The organism is Actinomadura fibrosa (assembly GCF_900659615.1).
Classification (GTDB): domain Bacteria; phylum Actinomycetota; class Actinomycetes; order Streptosporangiales; family Streptosporangiaceae; genus Spirillospora; species Spirillospora fibrosa.
In genome coordinates this window covers 1-20,804 of record NZ_CAACUY010000069.1, presented here as the reverse complement: position 1 = coordinate 20,804, position 20,804 = coordinate 1, and the positions used below count along the sequence as shown (strand labels likewise).

Sequence of the window (20,804 nt, the reverse complement as noted above, 5' to 3'; positions counted from 1 at the left end):
ACCTTCCCCCGGTACATCCCAACCCGACCGTGTGACCTGCGTCACCGCCCCAGACCACTTCCCCGGATTGGATCGCGACAGCCCCTCCGCGGCCTCCCTAGCGTGGACGGCAACCACCCACGCAGGAGTCCCCATGCACGACGATCTCGCCCACCTGCCCGGCCTCCTGTCGGGCTACGCCGCCGACCTCCTCGCCACGCTGGACGACCGCCCGGCCGCCGTCCCGCCCGCTCCCACCGAGCCGCGCCCCCTTCCGGCCCCCGCCGGCCTCGACGGCGCCCTCGCCGACTTCGCCGGACGCTGGGAGCCCGGCTTCGCGGGCAGCGCCGGCCCCCGCTACCTCGGCTTCGTCACCGGCGGCGCGACCCCCGCGTCCCTCGCCGGCGACTGGCTCACCGCCGTCCTCGACCAGAACCCCGCGACCCGCATCGACTCGTCCGCTCCCGCCCTCGAACGCGAGGCCGTCGGCTGGCTCGCCGAACTGTTCGGCCTCCCGTCCCACACCGGCATGTTCGTGTCCGGAGCGACGATGTCGAACATGGTCGGCCTGGCCGTCGCCCGCGAATGGCTCGGCGAGACCCTCGGCGTCTCCGTGGCCGAGGACGGCGCCGCCGCGCTCGGCGACGTCCCCGTCCTCTCCGCGTCCCCGCACTCCAGCACCTACAAGGCGCTGTCCATGCTCGGTCTCGGCCGCAACGCCGTCCGCACGACCCCCACGCTCCCCGGCCGCGAGGCCGCCGACGTGGACGCCCTCGACGCGGCCCTCACCGCCCTCGGCGGCCGCCCCGCCATCGTCGTCGCGAACGCCGGCACCGTGAACACCGTCGACTTCGACGACCTCCGCGCCATCGCCGCGCTCCGCACGAGACACCGCTTCTGGCTCCACGTGGACGCCGCGTTCGGCGGCTTCGCGGCCCTCTCCCCCGCCCACGCCCACCTCGTCGCCGGCCTCGACGAGGCCGACTCCGTCTGCGTGGACCTCCACAAGTGGCTGAACGTCCCCTACGACTCCGCCGTCCAGTTCACCCGCCGCCGCGACCTCCAGATCCGGGTCTTCCAGAGCGCCGCCGCCTACCTCGGCGACCCCGGCGAGGACCCCGTCCACCTCACCCCGGAGAGCTCCCGCCGCCTCCGCGCCCTCCCGACCTGGTTCACCCTCCGCGCCTACGGCCGCGACGGCCACCGCGCCATCGTCGAACGCAACATCGCCCAGGCCCACCGCCTCGGCGCCCTCCTGGACGCCGCCCCCGGCTGGCGCCTCCTCGCCCCCGTCCGCCTCAACGTCGTCTGCTTCACCCCCGAGACCCGCGACCCGTCCGAGATCCTGGACGCCGTCGCCGCCTCCGGCGAGACCTTCCTGACCCCCACCGTCCTGTGGGGCACCCCCGGCATCCGCGCCGCGTTCAGCAACTGGCGCACCACCGACACCGACGTGGACCGCGTCTTCCAGGCCCTCCAGAAGAGCTAACCCGCGGCCCGGTAGACCTGCCTCGTCAACGCGGTCACCCGCTCCGACGCCGTCCCGAAGGACGTCCCGGCCGGCTGCAAGGTCAGCACCACCACGATGCGATCACCGACGACGCCGGTCGTGTGCAGCACGGGCCGTCCGATCCCCAACGGCACCGACGCCCCCCGCACGTTCCCCTTGCACGGCACCGCGGGCACGTCCCCGAACCCCGACCAGCCCTGCTTCACCGCCCAGGGCTTCTCCAAGGCCCGCGGGATCCCGAACGACTGGTCGAACCCGTCCGTCCCGCACTTCGTCGACTTCCGCAACTCCCCCAGCACGAACTCGCGATGCTCCCGGGGAGCCTTCTCCAACAGATACCGATAAGTCCGGACAACATCCTCCGCGCTGAGCGCCGTATACCCCCAGAAACCAGGCTTGTCCGCCGGCGGCGGAGCCGTCTCCGTCAACCCCACCCTCGGAACCATCCGCTCGATGACCCGCGCCTGCCCGCCCCTGCGCCAGAACTCCGTCGCCGCCTTGTCGTCGCTCGACCGCAGCATCACGCCCAGCAGCGCCCGATCGGCCGCCGACACCTCGTGCTCCCGCAGGTAGTCGAGCGCCAGCAGGATCTTCACCACGGACGCCGACCGGAAGACCTGCCGCGGCCGGTACTGGACCAGCGTCCGCTTCCGCTTCACGTCGAAGACCACGTACGACGCCAGCACCCCTTCAGGCACCCGCGGCCGCGTCACCGACGGCCGCGCCCACGGCGTCCCCGCACTCGGAGCGCCGCTCACCGACCGCCCCCCTCCACCACCGGCCGGCCCGCCCGTCTCGCACCCGCACGCCAGGACCCCGACCACCACGGCCAGCCCGGCCCGCGCCACCAAGGAGAACACCCGCCATGCCTACCAGACCGCGCCCCCGCCCCGCCCTAACCCGGTACGCACGACCCCCCGGACTGCGCTACAGTAAACACGCCTGCCGCGGCAGGCACCGGGACGTAGCGCAGTTTGGCAGCGCACTTGACTGGGGGTCAAGGGGTCGTGGGTTCAAATCCCGCCGTCCCGACACAGAAAAAGCCCCGCTGACTTCGGCATAAGCCAAGGTCAACGGGGCTTCGTCGTTTTCTCTCGTATCGCCTACGTCGCTTACACGGCGCGTAGCCGGGGACCATCTGGGGACCGACGATCGCTCAGGCGCGGGGATTGAGCCAGGACGCCGCGATAGACCGATGCCGGTCGGTGAGCGGCCGATGGAGCCAGCGACCGTTGTAGACGGCGACAAGCACGGGGACGAGCCTGATCATCCAGGCGTCGCCAGCTGGTTCCGTCATGCGAGGCGCCGAGCGACCGCCTGTGGTGCCTCGTGACAGGCCAGGCGCGGGCGACAAGCGCCACTGTTCGCCACCGATACCGCGAGACTCCTACCTGTGCCTCAGAACAGCTCGCCTTGCGTGGGGTTGGAGTGATCGTCTGTTCGCGCTACTGCCTCTGCCAAGTCCTGGTGCTGTTCTTGGAGCGCTGCTCTCGCCTGTGTCACGGGAGGCACACCTAGCTCGGCGAGGAGCGCTCTTGTGCCGGGGTCCGTGGAGTAGAGGATGGCGCCGTACTTCCCACGGGTGGCCAAGACGCGGTAGATGTTGCGTACGAGCTGGTGCCGGTCGGGACCCCCGGCCGCGGGATCCTGGTTCTTGGCGGCGAGCCAGTGGTTGCCGCGCCAGGTGTAGTCGGGGCCCATGATGACGCCGGTGTAGTCCCAGTCGAGGCTTTGTGCCGTGTAGATGCAGCCGACCTGTTCGAAGCCGTGCGGGTCGGTGGCCCACATGTCCTTGCCGGGGATGTTGTTCTTGCTTATGGGCTTGTCGGCGTTCCAAGGGTGCTTCCAGCCGTCGATGCGGATGTCGTCGGCGAGTCGTCCGCCTGGCTGGGCTTCCTTCGTCCATCTCCAGCAGTAGCCAGCGGTGATGCGTGCGGTGCGATTTAGAGCGATCTGCAAGCGCAGGTAGTCCTCCATCTGCTGCGGGTTGTCGGCTCGCAGCAGATGGAATCCCTCGCTTGGCTCCCAGGGGCGGGGGGTGGCCTCCTCGTAACCGAGAAGGTCTTCGAGCCAGGAGACGTACTCAGGACACAGGTGCTGCCGGAACTGCAGGGACAGCTCGATCGAGTGGATGTTGCCCTCAGCGATACCCATCTCCAACGCGACTCGACGGATCTCCTCTGGGGTGCCGACTTCGTCGCGCCGAACGACTTGGCGGGGGTCCAGAAGGAAGACCGGCACGCGAGCCGCGTCGATCAGTTCCTGGATCTGAGGGGTGTCAGATCGGTCCTCTACCGCGTCGTAGCGCAGGTTGGAGTCTTTACGGAGACGATGGGCCTCGTCGCAGATCAGTACGTTCAAATGGTTGCGTGTCCGGCGACGATGCTGGTGGAAGTAGGTGAAGATCGAGTCCACGCCGCCGCGGCGTCCCTTGACGTGCTCTCGTAGCGTTCGGGCGAAGGCGTTGCTGCCCGAGGCGTGCACCGTTGCGCTGCCGACAGCGCTGAGCATGCCGAGCAGTTCCAAGGCCAGCACCGACTTCCCCGTGCCGGGACCCCCGGTGATGATGAAGACCTGCTTGTTGTCCTCGGTGAAACCCTCCTCCACCGTCTGGAACACGCGGTCGACCGCTGCCCGCTGCTCATCGAGCAGCGTGAACAGCGCTCGTCCGCGCACAGCTTCCTGGGCGGCGAGCATGAGCGCCTCGCTCGGACGGACGTGCGCCTGGTCGATCAACCGGTGCTGATGCGCGGCGTTCTCGCCGCTCAGAATGCAGGCCAGGAACTCCCCCATCTCCCGGCGGGCGTCCGGGGCTTCGCCGAAGATGCGCATACGCGCCAGGTCGACCTCGGAACGCAGCTCACAGGCCGGCGGGATGAGCTTGGCGACCTCTCCGCTCGGGGCCTGATGGAGATTGACCAGTCCGTGGAAGCGTCGGTGCAGCATGGGGAGATGGTGCTGCAAGGTCCGGCAGTAGTCCCACACCTGCTCTACCGGATGCTGGCTGCCTTCCGGGCGAGAGCCGGGGTGCACGACGCGACGTGTACCGCGGATGACATGGAGCCGGGACCACTGCTTGTTCTCCACCACCACCACGGACAGCTCACCGCACTCCGGATGGGAACCGACCAGCAGCATGTCGATGCGGGCATCGCTGGCAAGCGTGCTCATCTCCAAGAGCACGATCACCTCGCCCAGCCCTGCGTCCACCAAGACCTTCGCGACGGTCTTGGGGCTGACGCGCCAAGACTGCAGTTCCTGCTTCGTTGCTGCCGCTTTGAAGATCCGCCGGACACGGGCACGCAGTAACCGCGCGAGATGTTCGCTATCCATCTCGTTCAACTCCGCAGCCGAACACGCCAACGCGTAACGCGGTCTCACCCTCACGTCTCCTAGCCGCCCGCAGGGAACCGACTAAAGCCTATCCAGGACCACTTGCACCGCCCCGTGCTCAGAACTGATCAGCCGGGAGCGCCTGATCGGGCTGAGGGGGGACGCGGTACTCGAACCGAGTCGCCCTGAGATCCTCGTCAGCAGGCGACCAGTCGGGCCAGATGTGGAAGGTGCCTCCACTGGCGACGTAACAGCGGACGTTCGTGGCCTCGACGCCGGGGCGCGTACCCAGCTCGGCCGCGGGGGCGACCTCGGTGACGGTGATGTCAGTGACGACGCACAGGTCAACGTCGGAGAACTCGCGGGCGTGCAGCACTTCGTTGATGGTCAGTTCGACCGAGCCAAGCGCACCGGTTGTGCCCTTGACCTCGACATGTCGTTCGGCGCCATGCCTCGTGAGCCGCAGATCATAGGGCTTGCCCAGTTCCTCGACCTCCCACCCCTCGGCCGCATAGTGCTCCTTGGCCATCTCTACGGCACGCTGCTCGATGGCACGCCGTTTGGCAGGGTCCGCCTGCCGGCCGACGCCGGAACGGCCGGCTCCGCGCTGGCGAGGGGGGCTACCGACGGTCACTGGAGCCGTCTGGCTGAAGGACACTCGCGGAACGCCTCGCTCAAGGGTTGCTGCGGTGAGCCCCAACCACTGGAAGATGAGGTTCATGTCCGCCCTGGCGATCCTGCCGAAGCCCCGCTGGGTTCCCGACCGGCGCAGGGCGTCGCTGGCATCGCGCGACAGCGGGCCGTCGCCGCCGAGCGGAACGTCGTCGAGCCGTCCCAGCGGCTCGAAGCCGATCCGGGTCAGCCATTTGACCTTGCCCTCGGCGATCTCGTCCGGCATGTGCGGAGCCGTTGCCTGGTAAGGACGGGCGCCCGCCTGGCAGACGTAGAGGGTGGCGCTCTTACTCAGCCACTCGTTCAGTTGCACTCGTGGGCTGGCACCGACGCCGAAGATGACGTACTCGTAGGGCGGATAGCTCAGGTTCCCCGGAAAACCCCAGGTGTTGGTATCCAGGCCCACCGACAAGTTGAGCAGCGCGTAGCGCGCCCGAGGAACGTGCACCATCATGACTGCGGTCTCGTCGGCGGCGCGCTTCTCCGCCTGAGCGAGTGATGCCGCGCTCGGAGCCACAGCGAACGCCGCCGAAACGTTCGGCGACGGGCTCGCTTCCTGCAGCTCTACCGCTCCCTGTGGGCGGAGTGCCGAGGACAGGCTGGCGGCGAGTTCCGTAGCATCTGCGAGCGTGTAGCCGGGGACCTGCAGCCGCAGACGGATTCGCTTGGTGTTGTTACGGCCCTGTGGAGCACCCGGCTCCCGACCGACCTCACGCTGCGCACGGCACAACAGCACACGGAGATCCTTCAGGTCATGCTCATCGGCCAGCCGGATGGCCGCAGGGAACAGTCTGCGATCAGCCTCGGGCAGCGAGCGGGTCGCCCGCGTATCCACGAGCCCGTCCACGAGCACGGCGTTCAGCCGCTTCAGGCGCACCAACAGTAGGTCGAGGGTCCGCAGGTAGTCGCTATTGCGAGCCGGATGCCCCCTTCCGTGATTGGCACCTGACTGGCTCTCCAGCACCAGCGACAAGTGCCTCCCGCCCGGCTCGACCTCAACCGAGTACTCCGCGTCCAACTTCTCGCCATCGTCCGCCAGCGCCTGCATGGGCACACTGTGACATCGACCTCCGACATCCCGCCCGGCTCGGCGCGGAGACCACCGTCATCGCACCCGAACATGGCTCCTCACTGCGAGTTCGCACTGCTGCGGCATACGAACCACGCCGAAGTGTCAGTGCTTACTGTTATCCCTTGCCCTCATGCCGGCTTCGCCATCACAACCACCTCGCACTCGATCCGCTTTCCCCCACCGCGATCTACTCCAAGCTGGACATACCTTCCCTGGCACTCGTATCGGAGATGGGCTGCGATGAAGCCCGATGATGAGGAACTCCTCCAGCTACGTGCTCGGTTGAGCACCGAGCAGATCGCTAAGCTGTTCAATGTCTCCCGCTCCACGGCCTACAACTGGTTGAAGAAAGCTCGTGGTAGCTCACTTCCTGCGCCGCGCCATGTTCCGTTCGGGTCCTCGCTAGCTGCCCTCCGCCCTGACGTAGCAGCCTCCTGGGATCAGGCTCTCAACGGAGAAGTCACGCCGTCGCAGGCAGCTCCTCACTCCAATGCATCGGCATGGTGGAGCTGCACAGAGTGCGACGCCTCGTTCGAACGACGGATCGCCGATCGCACTAAAGGCCTAGGCCTGTGCACCACGTGCAGTCTCAAGCGCGCTAATGCCGGGCGAGCACGGCCCAGCCCAAAGACGAGTTTGGCTGAAGTCGCTCCTGAAGCGGCGAAGCTCTGGCACCGAAGCCTCAACGGTTCCCTCTCGCCTCGCGACGTACGCGCCAAAAGTCATAAGCGAGCCTGGTTCACCTGCATCGACTGCAGAGAACCCCGTCACCCGTTCATCTCCGCAGTCACTGTCGGGCGGTTGCGTTGTCGACAATGCGCCCGCCGACAGGCGGCGCGTACGCGGGCCATCGCAGGCCCCGGCGAGTCCCTGGTCGATCTGCGGCCCGAAACCATGGAGGAGTGGGACTGGACACGCAATACTGAAATAGATCCCCATACCGTCCGCCCCGGCAACAAGCAGAGCGCTTGGTGGACATGTTGTTACTGCGCACAATCTTACTCCTCCGCGATCAACTCGAAGGCTCAGGGCACTCCAGGATGTCGACCATGCCAAGCTCGTCGAGCTGGCCATAACCTCCGCCGAACATCCTTCGATGAATCTCTGGCAGCTCGATACCCGGACCTTTCCGCCGAGTGGATGACGTGCCTCGACGGAGATTGGGCTGCGGATACCGTGAGCCCCCAGTCCAGTGTCCGTGTGCGCTGGAAGTGCAACAACTGCGACGAGACCTGGGTCACGACGCCAGGCCATCGCGTACATGACGGCACTGGATGTCCACCCTGTTCCAGAGTTCGACAGGTCACGAAAAGGCGCAAGCCCAGCCCAGGGAAGTCTCTCGCCGATCTCGCTCCCCACTTGATTGCCTCGTGGGCTCCAAGCAATGACCGTCCACCATCTGACGTCTATGCCAAATCAGGTCATTCAGCACAATGGATATGTCAGGAGTGCGGCCATCAATGGGAGGCGGTGATCGCCCACCGCGCCAACGGGAACGGTTGCCCCATCTGCGGACGCAAGCGGACTACGGAAGCTAGACGACGGCCAACAAAAGGACGTAGTCTCGCAGATCTCGCTTCCGACGAGCTACTTGGCGAGTGGGACAGCGATGGCAACATGCCTCTCACGCCGGCCGACATCCCTGCCTTCAGTTCCCAGCTTTACCTTTGGATCTGCGGGAATGGCCACAGATGGCCTGCCTCCGCCAGCAACCGGATGGCTGGGCGCGGATGCCGCAAGTGCTCACCTATAGGAGTTTCGAAGCAGGAGATACGCCTCTACGCCGAACTCCGACATGTCCTCGCCCCTCTGATCGGGGAGACGAACTGCAGTCACGACTGCTTCCTTGAAAAGGCACGGGCACGCTTCCGGAAAGCCGACATGCGTTTTGGCAACACGATAGTCGAAATGGACGGCTCTTGGTGGCATCGCGGAATGGAAGATCGCGACCGGGCGAAAACACGTGCGCTCACTGAGGCCGGATACTCCGTCGTGCGGGTCCGGGAATCTCCCTTGAAGTCCTTGTCGCCGATGGACGTTCAGGTCTTTGACCTCGAAGACACTTTCGATGCCGCCGCAACCGTACTGTTTCATCTCGCTCGAATCACCGACGCAACGGTCCTCCACGAGACTGCACAGAGATATCTGGAAGGCGAAACACTCCTGGCCGCCGGGCAGGCGGCCAGGATGATTCGAGAACGCTTACTTCAAGAGGACTAACGCAAGCCAGGAATGAGTTAACTAAGATACCGCAGCCCATAGCCAAAGACGCGAGTCACCTCTCTCGCCTAAGTCTTACGGATCAGGCTGAAGAGCAATGGACGAACGTTCCTGGAATCAAGAAGCCCCCGCTGACCATGGCATAGGCCGCAGTCAGCGGGGCCTCTTTGTCTCTAGCTGAAGCCTCACGTCGCTCACACGACGCGTAGCCGGGGACCATCTGGGGACCGACGATCGCTCAGGTGGAGACTCAGGGCCTCCCCCGCTTCGGTCAGCGACCGGGCGTCCGGATGCAGGTAGCGCTGGGTTGTGCTGAGTGAACCGTGTCCGGCGATCTTCCGGAGCACGTGCACCGGGACCCCGGCATCGGCCATCCAGGTCAGACCGGTATGGCGAAGGTCGTGCCGGCGCAGGTGCTCGTAGCCGAGACGGGTCACCACCTCGTCCCAGTGGGTGGCGTCGCGCAGGATCGCGGTGGTGATCCGGCCGCCGCGCGGACCGGTGAACAGCCGGGCCGCCGGATCGTCCGCGAGGGCGTCAAGCCGCTGCCCTACCAGCTGGCGGATCTCTTCGATCAGCGGGACCTTGCGGGCTCGTTTGCCCTTGGTGCCCTTGTCGATGAGTCCGCCCGGTCCTGGCGTGGTCTGCCTGCGCAGGTTCCAGATCCAAGTGTTGCGGTCGATGTCGCCTGCTCGGACGCCGGATACCTCGCCGATGCGGGTGGCGGTGCATGCGGCGAACAGGACGACGTCACCCCATCCGCGGTAGTGGTCGGACGACCGTTCCACCAGCGCGTCCGCGAGTTCGACCAGCGCGTCCCAGGTCGGGAGCGCTAGCGCGCGGGGATCGTCCAACTCGTCCTCGGCCTGCTTGTATTCGAGTTGCCAGCCGACCACGCGCGCGGGATTCTGAGTGATGATCCCGTCCCGCACGGCCTGCTCCATGACGCGCACCAACGCGGCGAGGCTGTTCTTGACGGTCGATCGTCCGCAACCATCCGCGATCCAGCCATGGACCACGCGGTCAACGGCACCGTTCGTAATCATCACCACGGGCAGATGACCGAGTGCGGGGAGGACGCGCAGGCGCCAGCCGGCCATGTAGGGATCGAGGGTCTTGCTCTCCAGCCCGCGCATGGCCAGCGTCATCACACTGGCGCCGTAGTCGGCCAGTTTCACAGTGGCGGTCGCGGGATCGATACCGCCTTTGGCCGCCGTCTGGAGTCTCTCGATCCAGGCTTTGGCTTCCGGCTCCGTCTCCTTAGCCTCCGAGAGGGAGCGCCGACGGCCGGTGTGCGGCTCCACCCACCGGACCCTGGCCCGATAGGGCGAGGGCCGGTCGGGGCGGAACTCGATGTCACAGGAGAGCGATACGCCGATCGGCAGCGCCTCGCGACGGCTCATCGGCTGGGCTCCCCGGGAACCATGCGGTGGCTTCTCAGCCAGGTCTCGACGTCGCGGGAGCTGTAGCGGGCGACGGAGCCGCTCATCTTGACGACGGGCGGTCCCTGCATCGGCCGGGCGGTACGCCACCTGCGCAGCGTTGACGGGTCCACGCCAATCAGATCGGCGAGTTCCTCCGTGGTGTACCAGCCGCCGTGCAGGAGATCAGCGGATCCGTGTTCGAGCACTTCGGTCATGTGGGGGCTCCTTTCGGAACGTGAAGACGACACAGCAGGCAGCGGGACAGCCCACTCGCGGTGGCGGCGCGCGGCTTCTGTGCGGGAAGGGCTGAAACATCTCCGCATCTCCGCATCTCCGCACTTGCGTCTGTGACCTGCGGTGACGGGTGCGGAGAAGGAGGCGGTGGGGCTCGGTCCATCTCCGCAACCGGACGTTCATCTCCGCACTCGGTGCGGAGATGCGGAGATGGACTCTCAGCGACCATTGCCATCTCCGCACTCAGGAAGTGCAGGTCAGAGGTGGTCTGTGCGGCGTTGCGGAGATGCGGAGATGTTTCAGCCCCGATGCCGACCGGTTCAGGCATCGCGCTCTCCCCTGGCCCGGTCGGTCTCGTGATGTTCGACCCAGAACACGTTCCGGTCGCCGCGGTGGTTCTTGGCCGAGCGGATGACGTAGTCGCCGCGCCAGCGTCCGACCTGCCCGGTGAGGAGTCGGCCGAGCGCGAGCACATTGGGGGGCCGACCTGTGTGGGTGGTGATGAACTGCCCGTCCCACCGGTCGTGTTCGTCCAGGCCGATCCGGTCGGGGTCGCCGGAGCGGCGGAGTTCGGCGGCGGTCATGGGTTCGGTGTCGTGCAGGTCGTGCCAGCAGGCCAGGAACGCGCGCCAGCGGGTTTCGTCCTCATCGATCCCGCGGACGTCGGCGGCGTTGGCCAGGAAGCCCTCTATGCCGTGGTGGGCGAGGAATCCGCCGAGGGCTTGCGCCCACGGGGTGAACTGGCGCATGGAGACGGTGTCGACGCGCGGTGCCCCGGCGGAGGTCCAGTCCAGAACGAGAACCAGCAGGTGCCACAGCACGGTGAGCTGATTGCGTGGATCGGTGATCCATTGGTCCAGGTGCGGGATGCCGAACCGTGATTGGTCGCGTTGCTCAGGCCGCGGCATGTTGGGGTCCAGGTGGACGCGGACGGTGCGGGAGGCCATGTCTCCGCCGACTTGGAGGTTGTTGCCGGTGGCCATCCAGAGCCGGTCGTTGACGGTGGCGATGTTGCGGGACGCTCCCAGCTGGCGGTCCGACCAAACGCCGGCGGTGACCAGCAGCGCGAGGGTGGCCGAATCGATCACGGTGCCTTCGGCGAGGTTGTCCCAGACCACGACGCCGACCTGTTCGGCCAGTACCGCGGTGATGGACTTCCGTAGCTCCTCTTCGGTGTAGGCCCAGGGGATGACGCGTTGGCCGTAGAGCATGCCGGGGCCGCCGGTCAGGATGCTCTTGCCGGAGGCGGGCATGGTGGCGTCGATCAGCGCAAACGGGGTCAGTGAGCGGGTGAAGTGCCGCAGGATCGGGGTGACCAGGAGAGAGAGGTAGTTGGCGCGGTCGGCCGGGGTGGACCAGGGGAAGTCGCGCAGGAACCGGTTCAGCACGAAGTCGCGGGCGCCGTCCACCTGCTGGCCGGTGGGCCGGTCGGGGACGGGCGGCAGCGCGACTTTCGAGGCCAGGTACAGCCCCGTCGCGGGGTCGTAGCCGGGGCGTTGCAGCAGGGTGCCGTCTCGGCGGAGCACCGGGGCGCCGATCACGCCGCGCAGGGGTGCCAGGCCGGGCCAGGTCTTGCCGGCCAGCACGGAGGCGAGGATGTCGCGGGGTGGGGTGACCTCTTCTTCGTAGTGCTCGGTGCCGCCGTTGCCGTCTTTGCGGGACCGGAGCCGGTAGACGTAGGCGTGTTCGGCCAGCAGCCCGGCCAGGGTGGCGGGGGTGACTGGGCTGGCGGTGACGGGCAGGGGTGAGTCTTCGTCGGCGGCCGGGGAGGTCTGCCCGCCGGACACGGTCTCCATGTGGACCAGGGCCCCGGCCGAGACGTAGGTGTCGGGCAGGGCGCCCTTGGCGAGTTCGGCTTTCAGCACGCGGATGGTCTCCGGACCGGATCCGGCTTGCAGGCGCGGAAGATCGTTGGTCATGTGGGCACCCTTCGGGGGCGTTGGGTGCCGGCGCGGAACCCGGACCGGATGGTCCGGCGGGCGGGCATCACAGCCAGTCCGGCGCGCACGGCGGCAGCGGTCAGCAGTTGCTCGGTCTCCTCGGCGTCCAGCGCTTCCCCGGCCACCAGTTGGCCGAGGGCGACGGCGGCGCCGTACAGGGTGGCGTTCCGGCGTCCCATGGGGGCGTCGGCGATCGCGGTCAGGCTCGCGGTGACGGCCTTGTCCAGGTAGGCGCCGCGGTTCCCGGTGGCCAGTTCGACGGTGATGGGGCGTTGCGGCGGCAGCGGCGCGGGGCGGAGCCGCTCGGCCAACCAGCCGGGCAACCGCGCGGGGGCGACCGTGTGGAACGCGGTGTAGGGTCCGGCGCCGTCGGGCAGGTCCACGAAGCTGCCCGGGGCGACGACGTATCCGCCGTCGCCCCGAGTGTCGATCTTCCAGCCCAGCCCGTTGCCGTACTCGCCGCCGGTGTTGGTCAGCCGGAGCCCGTCGGGGGCGGTGAAGTACAGGTGGAGTCCGCCGCGGCGGGTGCGGACCTGGAAGGTCTCCAGCGGCATCGGCTGGCCGGCCTGTTCGCACACCATCGCGAACACATCCGCGCCGTCCCGCACGCCGGGCAGCGCCCACCGGGCCGGCGGCCTCTCGCCGGGCTTGGGCAGATCGAGGTCGATCACCAGCAGCCGGGACGGACCGCACGCGATCCCCACGTTCCAGGGCCACCGCGCCCACATCTGCCGGATGGCGTCGGGGTCGGTGGTGGCGGTCTTCGTCCACCGCATCCCGCGGGGCGGTTCCTTTCCGCCCACGGCCAGGGGGAAGACGTGCCAGCCGCGGCGCGCGCAGGCAAGCGCGGCGGCCCCGGGGTGCAGGCGCGGGGTGGAGATGGTCATGGGGTCACCTCGATCTCGTTCAGCGGCACGCGGGCGCGCAGTTGGCGGTGAAGCTCGATCAGCCGGGCCGCGGCGCGGCGGTCACGGCGGTTCAGTGCGGCGCGGGCGGGGGCGGGCAGGGTCCACCAGCACGGGCGGCACAGGTAGTGCCGCGCGTACCGGGTCCTGCAGCAGGCCGGGCACCTGCTCACGGGACGTCCTCAGGGCGGCGGCGTAGGCGCCGCGGGAACGGGATGACCTGCCGGGTGCCGTCCGGGCGGCGTATGAGCACGTTGCGCGGGCCCCCGCCGTCGGCCCATCGGGCCAGCACCGTCACGGGCTCGGGCGGGTGCTTGCGGCCGGACAGGCGGTCGCCGGGGTCGAGGTAGTGGCGTCCGACCATGCCGCCGGTCACGCCGCACCGTCCACGCCGTTCACGCCGGTCGGGTGGGTGGGCATGGTGTTGTAGGTGCGGCCGTCCAGGACGCGGCCGGCGGCCTTTTTGCCGACGCGCCAGACTGGCGCCCATCCGGTCGGGTCGTCGGGCCGGTCGGTGGCGGGGCGGGTGGCGCCGGTGGCGGCGTGGACGTGCAGGTCCGGGCCGCGTCCGTTGTCGGGGGGCTGCCAGGTGTGCGCGCCGTGCTGTTTGTGGAAGTAGGCCACCCCGGCGGCGGCGCACTGGTCGCGCAGGGAGCGGAACCAGTCGGGGTGTGCGGGGCGGGCGCCGGGGCCGGACTCGCCGCCGGTGATGACCCAGTCGATCCCGGGCCGTGCCGGGTCACCGGCCGGGGTCCGCAATGGGGTGAGCCAGGGCGACAGGTTCACCGGGCCGAGCAGCGGCTCGGCGGAGACGAATCGGACCGCGGCGGGGGTGTCCAGCAGCGCGGGCAGCCGGATGCAGGCCCACTTGGTGGTCTCGGCGCTGACGCCCAGCCACACGTTCGGCAGCGGCCACCCCCGCCGCTCGGCACGCTCGGGGTCGGCGCCGTAGGCGGTGACCGCCAACTCCAGCACCAGGTCATGGAACGCCGGGCGGCGCAGCAGGTCGTGCATGCGTGCGTGACGCTTGGTCAAGATTTGGAAGGTGTGCCGCTGGGCGGCCAGCATGACCGCGAACACCCGCGCGATGAACACCGAGTGGACCTTGTCGTGGAACAGGTCGGACATGGAGTTGACGAACACCCGCCGCGGCGCCCGCCAGGTCAGCGGTCGGCGCAGCAGTTCGGGGCGCATCATCGGGTCGAACCCGCGCTCGAAGTGGTGGCCGGGCACGCCGCGCCAGCGTTCGGCGAAGGTCTTGGCGTAGCAGTTGGCGCATCCGGGGCTGACCTTGGTGCAGCCGGTCACGGGGTTCCAGGTGGCGTCGGTCCACTCGATCGAACTGTGATCACTCATACGACAGACCTCCGATCTTCGGGACAGGGCATGGTCGATGTGCTCGCGGCGGGTGCTGTGGCGGCTTCGGCGCATGTCTTGTGGCAGGGGCGCCCGTCTTCGTCGCGGCAGAAGGCGCCCCGGCCGCAGTGCACGCACGGCAGGCGGGTGCCGCCGCCCCAGTGCCGTGCGTCTCGCCAGTTCAGCGAGCCGGGGGCGGTCACGCGGCGCCTCTTGTGTCGGCCGGTCGGGCGGTGAGGCGGTCCAGCAGCAGCGCGAGCGCGGCGGTCCCTTGTTGGGGGACGACGCCGTTGCCCAGGGCGCGGAGTTGGGCGCTGCGTACGGTGGCCGGGGTGCACCTGGCGCCGCGTTGTCGGGCGGTTTCGGTGTAGGCGGTCCAGATGGCGGGGTCGGTGACGTGGCCTGGTGGCAGGCCCATGAGCCATTCGACGAAGATCGGGCTCAGCCGGGGTCGGTGATCTCGTCCAGGCTCAGTTGGCGCGGGTGCGGGGCGTCCGAGGATGCGGGCCCACCGGTCGATCGCGGGTCCGTAGTCGCCCCAGTCGATGGGGTGAGCGTCTTGGCCACGCCCGGCAGCAGCAGACGGCCGTGGTTGTTGCGGTCGTTGCCGTGGGCGTTGGTCGCGGTGGGGGTCGGCAGCAGCCTGGACACCGCCGAGGACAGCATCAGGTCCCCGGCCGATCCGCGCTGGTTCGGGCCGCCCTTGGTCCCGTCGGTCGCCCGGGGCGTGGGCAGCAACGACACCACCGTCCGCAGGTCCGGCCCGCCGTCCCCGTGCGTTCCGGGGCCGTTGGTGTCGCTGGTGCGGGGGGTGGGCAGCAGCGCCACCGCGTTGGGGAGTTGGCCGGGGTAGCCGTGCCCCTTCCAGTCGCGTGCGGTCGGTGTCGGCAGGCCAGGCCAGGAAGATGAGCCGGGATCGGGGGTGCGCAGCACCGACCACCGAAGCGCGAAGAGTGATCCACTCCGCATCGAACCCGAGGCGGGCAAGGTCGGCGAGGACGTCGGCAAACCCAAGTCGAAGGTGATGTTCGACGTTCTCAAAGATCGCGAGGCGGGGTCGTAGAAGGCGAAGGGCGGTCGCGATGTGCGGCCACAGGTGGCGGGCATCGGCGTTTCCTTTCCGGCGGCCGGCGACGCTGAAGGGCTGGCAGGGGTAGCCGCCGCACAGCACATCGATCGGCGCGACCGCGGACCAGTCCACGGCGGTGATGTCGCCGAGGTTGGGAACCTCGGGGTGGTGGTGGGCCAGGATCGCGGCGGCGCCGGGGTCGGGGTCGGCGACCCATGCCGGTTCGACGTCGAGGACGCGGGCGACCGCCATGTCCAGCCCGGCGTAGCCGGTGCACACCGACCCCAGCGCCAGCGGAGCGGGCGCGGTCATGCCGCGTCCTTGGGCAGCACGATCAGCCCTTCGGGGTCCACGACGAATTCGTGGCCGTGCTCGCAGGTCCACAGGTCTCCGCCGTGGTCGGGGTCGATCGCGGCCCAGCAGGTGAAGCCCTGTCCGCAGTAGGGGCAGTCCGGGCCCTCCAGCACAGGCCAGAAGGTGATGGTGGTGGCGAAGTCGTCGGGGCAGGAGCGGCAGTGCCAGATGTTGGCCTGTCCGCCGTCGATCCGGTCGGCGTCGCCGATGAACACCACGTCGGCGCCGGTCTGGCAGGTGGGGCAGTCGGGGGGTTGCAGCACCGGCCACTGCTGGGGCGGCGGGAAGAGATCAGCCATGACGAGGTCCCTCCGGGAGGGTGGGCGGCAGAACGCCCCGGGACCGGTCGGCCGGTCTCCGGGGCGATGAAGGTGTGGGCAGGAGGTGTCGATGTGGGTCCTGGCCGCCTTACGCGGGGGTGGGGTCGTCGGGTTCCTCACGCTCACTGGCGGTGTGCCGGTCGTGCAGGTCAGCGATGGTGTCGATGACTTCGCCGGGGTCGTCGTCTGGGTTGATGACGATGACCTTTTCCGACGGTGCGAGTGCGAGCGTGGCTTCCAGGACGGTGCGATGGACTTGTCGGGCTTGCGGAAGTGGCCGGAGCGGCAGCGTCTGTCCGTATCGCTGCTTGTACCGGTTGGCCCATTCGTCCATCGCGGCGTCGTCCCCCTCGGCGAAGTCCGGGACCGCCGGGATGTCGCGCAACTGGGGGTGTTGGGTGAACACCCAGTCCCTGGCTTCCTTCTGGGCGGCGGCGCCTTGTACCACGCCGATGCCGGTGTCACCGATCAAGAAGCCGAGGATCTCCAGCCAGGGGTCCAAGTCCACCGGCAGGCGATGGGTGACCGAAAGGATCACGTACAGGTCCCACTCGCGAGTGTTTTGATCACCGTGCATTGTTGGTCTCCTTGTCGGGATTCGCCAGGTAGCGGGTGTTGCGGCGCGCGGCGCGTCCCGCCGTGGCCGGACGCGCCGCCGCCGAGCCGGTTGGCGTCACCGATGAACACCACGGCAGTATCGGTCGGCCGGTCCAGAGCGGTGGGGGGTCGCGTGGTCAGTGGTGGCGGTCGGGTGCGCGGGCGCCGGGGCGCAGTTCGCGGCGGGTGCCGCCGCAGCGGCGGCAGGCGCGGACGGCGCCGGTGAAGAGGTGGCCGCGGTGCAGGCCGGTGCCGTTGCAGGCGCGGCAGGTGCGCAGCGGGTGCAGCCGCACCGAGATCAGGTGCGCGATCAGCCAGATGAACCCGGCCAACAGCAGCAGCAGCCACAGCCCGCCCCCGCCGCCGTGCCCGGCGGCCGGCGGCGAGTGGCTCGGAGTCGGCGACGGCGCCGCCGTCACGGTGCGGACGGCGGCGGGGATCAACGAGGGCAGCATGGCGTCTCCGCTAGACGGATCTTGAAGGACGACGGGACGGCCGAGGGCGCGCGGGGGTCGAGCATGCTCGGCCGGTCACTGTGTGTGGAGCGGGTGAACTGTCCGGCGGGGAACTGTCCAACTGTCCGGTGCGGGTGGGCGTGCGGGTCCACGTGCGCGCGCGTTGGGGCCGGTCGGACAGTTCGGCCGGACAGTTCAGCGGACAGTTGGGGCGGACAGTTTGCGCCGGGCGCGGGTTACGCGCTGTGATCGTCGGGGGTGTGCTCGGGAAGGTAGTAGCGGGCGGCTTTGCCGTTGCCGGCCGAGGTGATGACGCCGTTGGCGCGCAGGGCGCCCAGGTGCTCGGCGGCCCTGGACTTGCTCAGTTTCAGGTGCGCCACCAGTTCGTCGCGGCGGGCGCCGCGGGTGCCGCGCTCGGCCAGGAACGCGGTGACGGCCTGGACGACCGGTTCAGGCACGGTGTTGTTGTCGATCTTCTTGCGGGCGGCGTTCAGGTCTTCCAGCCGGGTGGGCTGTTCGGGCGGCGGCACGGATTCGGCGATGAACTCGTCCAGCCGTTCCACCAGTCCCCGGGCGGCCTCGTCCACGGCGGCGTCGTCGGCGGGGTCGAACCCCCAGTCGCCATCGTCGCCAGTACGGCCACCGCCCCGGGCCGAGCCCTCCGAGGACGGGCCGGTCGGCGGCGGGGTGCTCACGGGGTCCTGCCCGCCGCTCCCACTACCTTCGGTAGCGCCGGGGGCGGCGGGCCGGTCGGTGGTGTCGGTGCGCGTGGCGCTGGTGGTGGCGGGGATGGGGTGACGTTCGGCGTAACCGGGCAGCGCGGCGGCGATCTGGGGTTCCAGGTGCGCGTCGGCGGGGCCGTAGGCGTCGGCGAGCGCTTTGACCGTGTCGGGGTCGTACAGGGCGCGGGTGCGGCCGGTCTGCCAGGTGCCGCCCTGGCGGACCAGCAGTACCACCCCGGCGGCGCCGGAGCCGTAGGTGGACATGTCCGGGCAGCCGAGCGTCTCCCAGTCCGGGACGGCCTTTCGCATCTCGTTGGTGTCGGACACCCGTCCCACGATCTTGGTGTAGGTGTTGGCGCTGCCTTCCTTGGTGCCGGTGTGCTGGACGACGTTGCGCTGTTTGGCGGTGATGCCGACGACTCCGCCGGACCGGCCGCGGCGGTGGACCTTGTCGAGCACGGGCTTGACCCGGTGCGCGATGGGCGAGTCCAGGCCGGTGGCGGTGTCCTGCTCGTCGATGGCCAGCAGCACCACCGGCGCGGCCGGGGTGGGCTGGTGGGTGCCGCCCGCGCACGCGATCGCGCGTTCATCGACCAGGATGTCGATCCAGTCCAGGATCTGAAGCGCCTTGTCCTCCTCACCCACGCCGGCGGCCTCGTGCAGGTGGCCCTTCCACAGGGTGGTGATGACGCCCTTGCCCAGGTCGATCGCGATGGTGAGCACGTCGTAGCATTCGGCGCCCTGCTGGACGATGTTGGACAGGGTGTTGGTCTTGGCGCCGCCGTTGGTGGCCACGATCTCCACATGCCGGGCGCCACCCTCGTCGAAGACCACCAGTTCGAGGTCCTCGCCGGTTTCGGGGTCGGTGCCGATGATGAACGGGCCGTCCAGGATGGAGCGGTGGCCCTTGGCCGCGGCGGCGGGGTCGGTGACGGCCGGGTGCGGGATCTCCTGCGACCACAGGTCCACCAGCTGGATGGTGATCCAGGCGATCCGGGCGTTCTTACGGCTGCTGGTGATGCGGACGGCGTCGGCGCCGATGCCGTAGCAGCGGGCGATCTGCTCGGCCAGGTCCCCGCGCTCCAGCTTCGCCGCGGACGGGCCCTCGACACCGAGGTCGATCTTGAACTTCACGCCGGTGCGGGTGCGTTCAGTGCGCAGCAGCCGCGAGCCCTCCAGCCCGGCCAGTCCGGCGATGGTCTCCCACTTGGCTTGTGCTTCGGCGAACCGGCGGCGCTCTTTGAGCACATCGGACCAGGTGTAGGCCGACCACGCGGCGGAGGCGGTGACGGTGTAGCCCAGCAGGGTGGACAGGTTGGTGACCCCGGTGGCCGCGGCGGTCGCCAGCCAGGTGGGTACACCGGCGGCGATCGCGGCGATCGCGCCGGAGTAGCGCGGCGACCCGTGGGTCTTGTAGGTGGCGACCCAGGCGGCCAGCGCGACCGGCGGCGCGAACGCCCCCAACAGCAGCGGGTCGTGCGGGCCGGTGGCGTAGTGGTGCGCCAGCTGCCCGGCCGGGTAGAGGGCGGTCAGGCCGGTGCCCAGGCCGCGGGTGTCGGGCGCGGCCATCACCCAGCGGGCATAGCCGCGCGCGACCATCCGGGCGACCTGACCGCGCGGGCGCGGCCGGTAGTCGGCCATGACGGGCAGCAGCGGATCGATCAGTTCGGCGTCGGCGTAGCGGCCCCGGCCACCTCCGCGACCGCGACCGGGCCGCGCGAAGCGGCCCGGCGTACGGCGCGCAGGGCGACCAAAGCCGCTGCGGGCGGAACGTCCAGGCATGGCGAACTCCTTGCAGGTCGAACACGACAACGGCCCGTGCCGCCATCCCGGTGGGGGCGGCGGCACGGGCCGTTGTCGGTGGCAGGTGGGCGGGGTTCAGGCGGCGCGGCGCCTCCCGGGGCCTCCGCCGCGGCGGTGGGGGTTGCCGATGATGCGGATGCCGCGGGCGGCGATGGTGCGGGCGTCCTCGAAGTAGTCGGCGAAGTTGGCCGCGGTCTGCCGGGCGGCGGTCTCGCCGTCCATGAGGTTGTCGGCGACGTGCTGGAACTGGAGGGTGATGGCGGGCGGCATGCCGCGGCGGGTGAGTTCGTCGGTCCAGTCGTCCACGGCGTCGGCCATGCCGCCCACCAGGGCGGCGATGGCCAGGCTGGTGGCGATGAACTCGCCGTCGGTGTCGGGGGTGTCGAACTCGATGGTGTAGCGGCCGGGACGCCGGCCGCGGGGACGCGGAAGCATCCTCGGTCCTCCCTCAGGTCAGGGGTCGGGGTTGCAGGGGCGGGGGCTATTCGGGGTCGTCGCCGGTGAACTCGATCCCGGCGGCGGCGACCTCGCGGGCTTCGGCGAACCAGTTCTCAAACAGCATCGTGGCCAGCGCGGCGCATGCGGCCCCGTCCACCAGCCCTTCGGACACGGTGTCCAGCGGCCCGGTGACCACCGACGGCAGCCGCCGCCCGGAGACCTCCTCGGTCCAGTCCTGCACCGCCACCCCCACCGCGCGGAGCATGTGCAGCAGATCGGCGCAGGCGTCCAGGAACTCCACATCGGTGCCCGGCGCCTCCAGGTTCAGCGGCACCGCACCCCGCAACCGCGACCGCGCCCGACCCGCCCGCCCGCGCCGCCCGGTGCGTGCCGGTCCGGCG

At 69.4% G+C, this 20,804-nt stretch carries 20 protein-coding genes, 1 tRNA gene and 2 pseudogenes; 4 read left to right on the top strand and 19 right to left on the bottom strand.

From position 1 onward, the window contains the following. The first annotated feature begins 133 nt into the window (after positions 1-133). Positions 134-1,468, top strand: coding sequence for a pyridoxal phosphate-dependent decarboxylase family protein (locus E1300_RS23130; protein WP_131759143.1), 1,335 nt, complete (start codon positions 134-136; stop codon positions 1,466-1,468). Here the strand turns inward: E1300_RS23130 and E1300_RS23125 are convergent. Next, positions 1,465-2,349: a hypothetical protein gene (locus tag E1300_RS23125; protein WP_131759142.1), complete on the bottom strand. Its 885-nt coding sequence runs from the start codon at positions 2,347-2,349 to the stop codon at positions 1,465-1,467. The genes E1300_RS23130 and E1300_RS23125 overlap by 4 nt on opposite strands. A 98-nt stretch (positions 2,350-2,447) precedes the next feature. Here E1300_RS23125 and E1300_RS23120 point away from each other — a divergent pair. Continuing rightward, a tRNA-Pro gene (locus tag E1300_RS23120) sits at positions 2,448-2,521 on the top strand. Positions 2,522-2,887: 366 nt separating this feature from the next. On the opposite strand, the gene E1300_RS23115 is transcribed toward E1300_RS23120, so the two are convergent. Continuing rightward, complete coding sequence (locus E1300_RS23115) at positions 2,888-4,822, bottom strand: DNA/RNA helicase domain-containing protein (protein WP_242619340.1); 1,935 nt, start codon at positions 4,820-4,822, stop codon at positions 2,888-2,890. A gap of 118 nt (positions 4,823-4,940) precedes the next feature. Beyond that, a complete protein-coding gene (locus E1300_RS23110) occupies positions 4,941-6,542 on the bottom strand; it encodes a protein NO VEIN domain-containing protein (protein WP_131759140.1) in 1,602 nt (533 codons plus the stop codon). A 72-nt stretch (positions 6,543-6,614) separates the two neighbouring features. Here E1300_RS23110 and E1300_RS54015 point away from each other — a divergent pair. Together E1300_RS54015 and E1300_RS52665 are read left to right on the top strand one after the other, a co-directional pair. Next, positions 6,615-8,300 (top strand): annotated as a pseudogene (locus E1300_RS54015) (zinc-ribbon domain-containing protein); the annotation flags it as partial. 201 nt (positions 8,301-8,501) lie between these two features. After that, on the top strand, positions 8,502-8,786 hold the full coding sequence (locus E1300_RS52665; protein WP_242619336.1) for a hypothetical protein: 285 nt from the start codon (positions 8,502-8,504) through the stop codon (positions 8,784-8,786). A 194-nt stretch (positions 8,787-8,980) separates the two neighbouring features. Here the strand turns inward: E1300_RS52665 and E1300_RS23100 are convergent, their stop codons facing one another. The 16 genes and pseudogenes from E1300_RS23100 to E1300_RS23035 form a co-directional block, all read right to left on the bottom strand. Continuing rightward, entirely contained in the window at positions 8,981-10,189 is a 1,209-nt protein-coding gene (locus tag E1300_RS23100) for a tyrosine-type recombinase/integrase (RefSeq protein ID WP_131759138.1), read from the bottom strand. Next, positions 10,186-10,425 carry a helix-turn-helix domain-containing protein gene (locus E1300_RS23095; protein ID WP_131759136.1) on the bottom strand — a complete coding sequence of 80 codons (240 nt, stop codon included), beginning with the start codon at positions 10,423-10,425 and terminating at the stop codon, positions 10,186-10,188. Before E1300_RS23095 ends, E1300_RS23100 begins: the two co-directional genes overlap by 4 nt. A gap of 339 nt (positions 10,426-10,764) precedes the next feature. After that, positions 10,765-12,363: a hypothetical protein gene (locus E1300_RS23090; protein WP_131759134.1), complete on the bottom strand. Its 1,599-nt coding sequence runs from the start codon at positions 12,361-12,363 to the stop codon at positions 10,765-10,767. Then, positions 12,360-13,271, bottom strand: coding sequence for a bifunctional DNA primase/polymerase (locus E1300_RS23085; RefSeq protein ID WP_131759133.1), 912 nt, complete (start codon positions 13,269-13,271; stop codon positions 12,360-12,362). Before E1300_RS23085 ends, E1300_RS23090 begins: the two co-directional genes overlap by 4 nt. After that, positions 13,268-13,462, bottom strand: a complete 195-nt coding sequence (locus E1300_RS23080) for a hypothetical protein (RefSeq protein WP_131759132.1) — start codon at positions 13,460-13,462, stop codon at positions 13,268-13,270. The genes E1300_RS23085 and E1300_RS23080 overlap by 4 nt, the downstream gene beginning before the upstream one ends. Continuing rightward, a complete protein-coding gene (locus tag E1300_RS23075) occupies positions 13,459-13,665 on the bottom strand; it encodes a hypothetical protein (RefSeq protein WP_131759131.1) in 207 nt (68 codons plus the stop codon). Before E1300_RS23075 ends, E1300_RS23080 begins: the two co-directional genes overlap by 4 nt. Next, positions 13,662-14,645 carry a DUF5131 family protein gene (locus tag E1300_RS23070; RefSeq protein WP_131759129.1) on the bottom strand — a complete coding sequence of 328 codons (984 nt, stop codon included), beginning with the start codon at positions 14,643-14,645 and terminating at the stop codon, positions 13,662-13,664. Before E1300_RS23070 ends, E1300_RS23075 begins: the two co-directional genes overlap by 4 nt. Positions 14,646-14,844: 199 nt before the next feature. Then, on the bottom strand, positions 14,845-15,063 hold the full coding sequence (locus E1300_RS52660; RefSeq protein WP_242619335.1) for a hypothetical protein: 219 nt from the start codon (positions 15,061-15,063) through the stop codon (positions 14,845-14,847). Between the two features lie 23 nt (positions 15,064-15,086). Further along, on the bottom strand, positions 15,087-15,578 hold the full coding sequence (locus tag E1300_RS52655; RefSeq protein ID WP_242619334.1) for a hypothetical protein: 492 nt from the start codon (positions 15,576-15,578) through the stop codon (positions 15,087-15,089). A 1-nt stretch (position 15,579) separates the two neighbouring features. Beyond that, positions 15,580-15,966 (bottom strand): annotated as a pseudogene (locus E1300_RS54010) (DNA cytosine methyltransferase); the annotation flags it as partial. Positions 15,967-16,022: 56 nt separating this feature from the next. Then, positions 16,023-16,367, bottom strand: coding sequence for a hypothetical protein (locus E1300_RS23060; RefSeq protein ID WP_131759127.1), 345 nt, complete (start codon positions 16,365-16,367; stop codon positions 16,023-16,025). Between the two features lie 109 nt (positions 16,368-16,476). After that, positions 16,477-16,965, bottom strand: a complete 489-nt coding sequence (locus E1300_RS23055; RefSeq protein ID WP_131759126.1) for a hypothetical protein — start codon at positions 16,963-16,965, stop codon at positions 16,477-16,479. A 157-nt stretch (positions 16,966-17,122) separates the two neighbouring features. Next, on the bottom strand, positions 17,123-17,440 hold the full coding sequence (locus E1300_RS23050; protein WP_131759125.1) for a hypothetical protein: 318 nt from the start codon (positions 17,438-17,440) through the stop codon (positions 17,123-17,125). 236 nt (positions 17,441-17,676) lie between these two features. Then, entirely contained in the window at positions 17,677-19,944 is a 2,268-nt protein-coding gene (locus E1300_RS23045) for a winged helix-turn-helix domain-containing protein (protein ID WP_131759124.1), read from the bottom strand. A 96-nt stretch (positions 19,945-20,040) separates the two neighbouring features. Continuing rightward, the gene (locus E1300_RS23040; protein WP_131759123.1) at positions 20,041-20,400 is read right to left on the bottom strand and encodes a hypothetical protein; all 360 of its coding nucleotides are present in this window, start codon (positions 20,398-20,400) and stop codon (positions 20,041-20,043) included. A gap of 46 nt (positions 20,401-20,446) precedes the next feature. Further along, the coding region (locus tag E1300_RS23035; protein ID WP_207399911.1) for a hypothetical protein at positions 20,447-20,804 on the bottom strand (358 nt) is incomplete at its 5' end.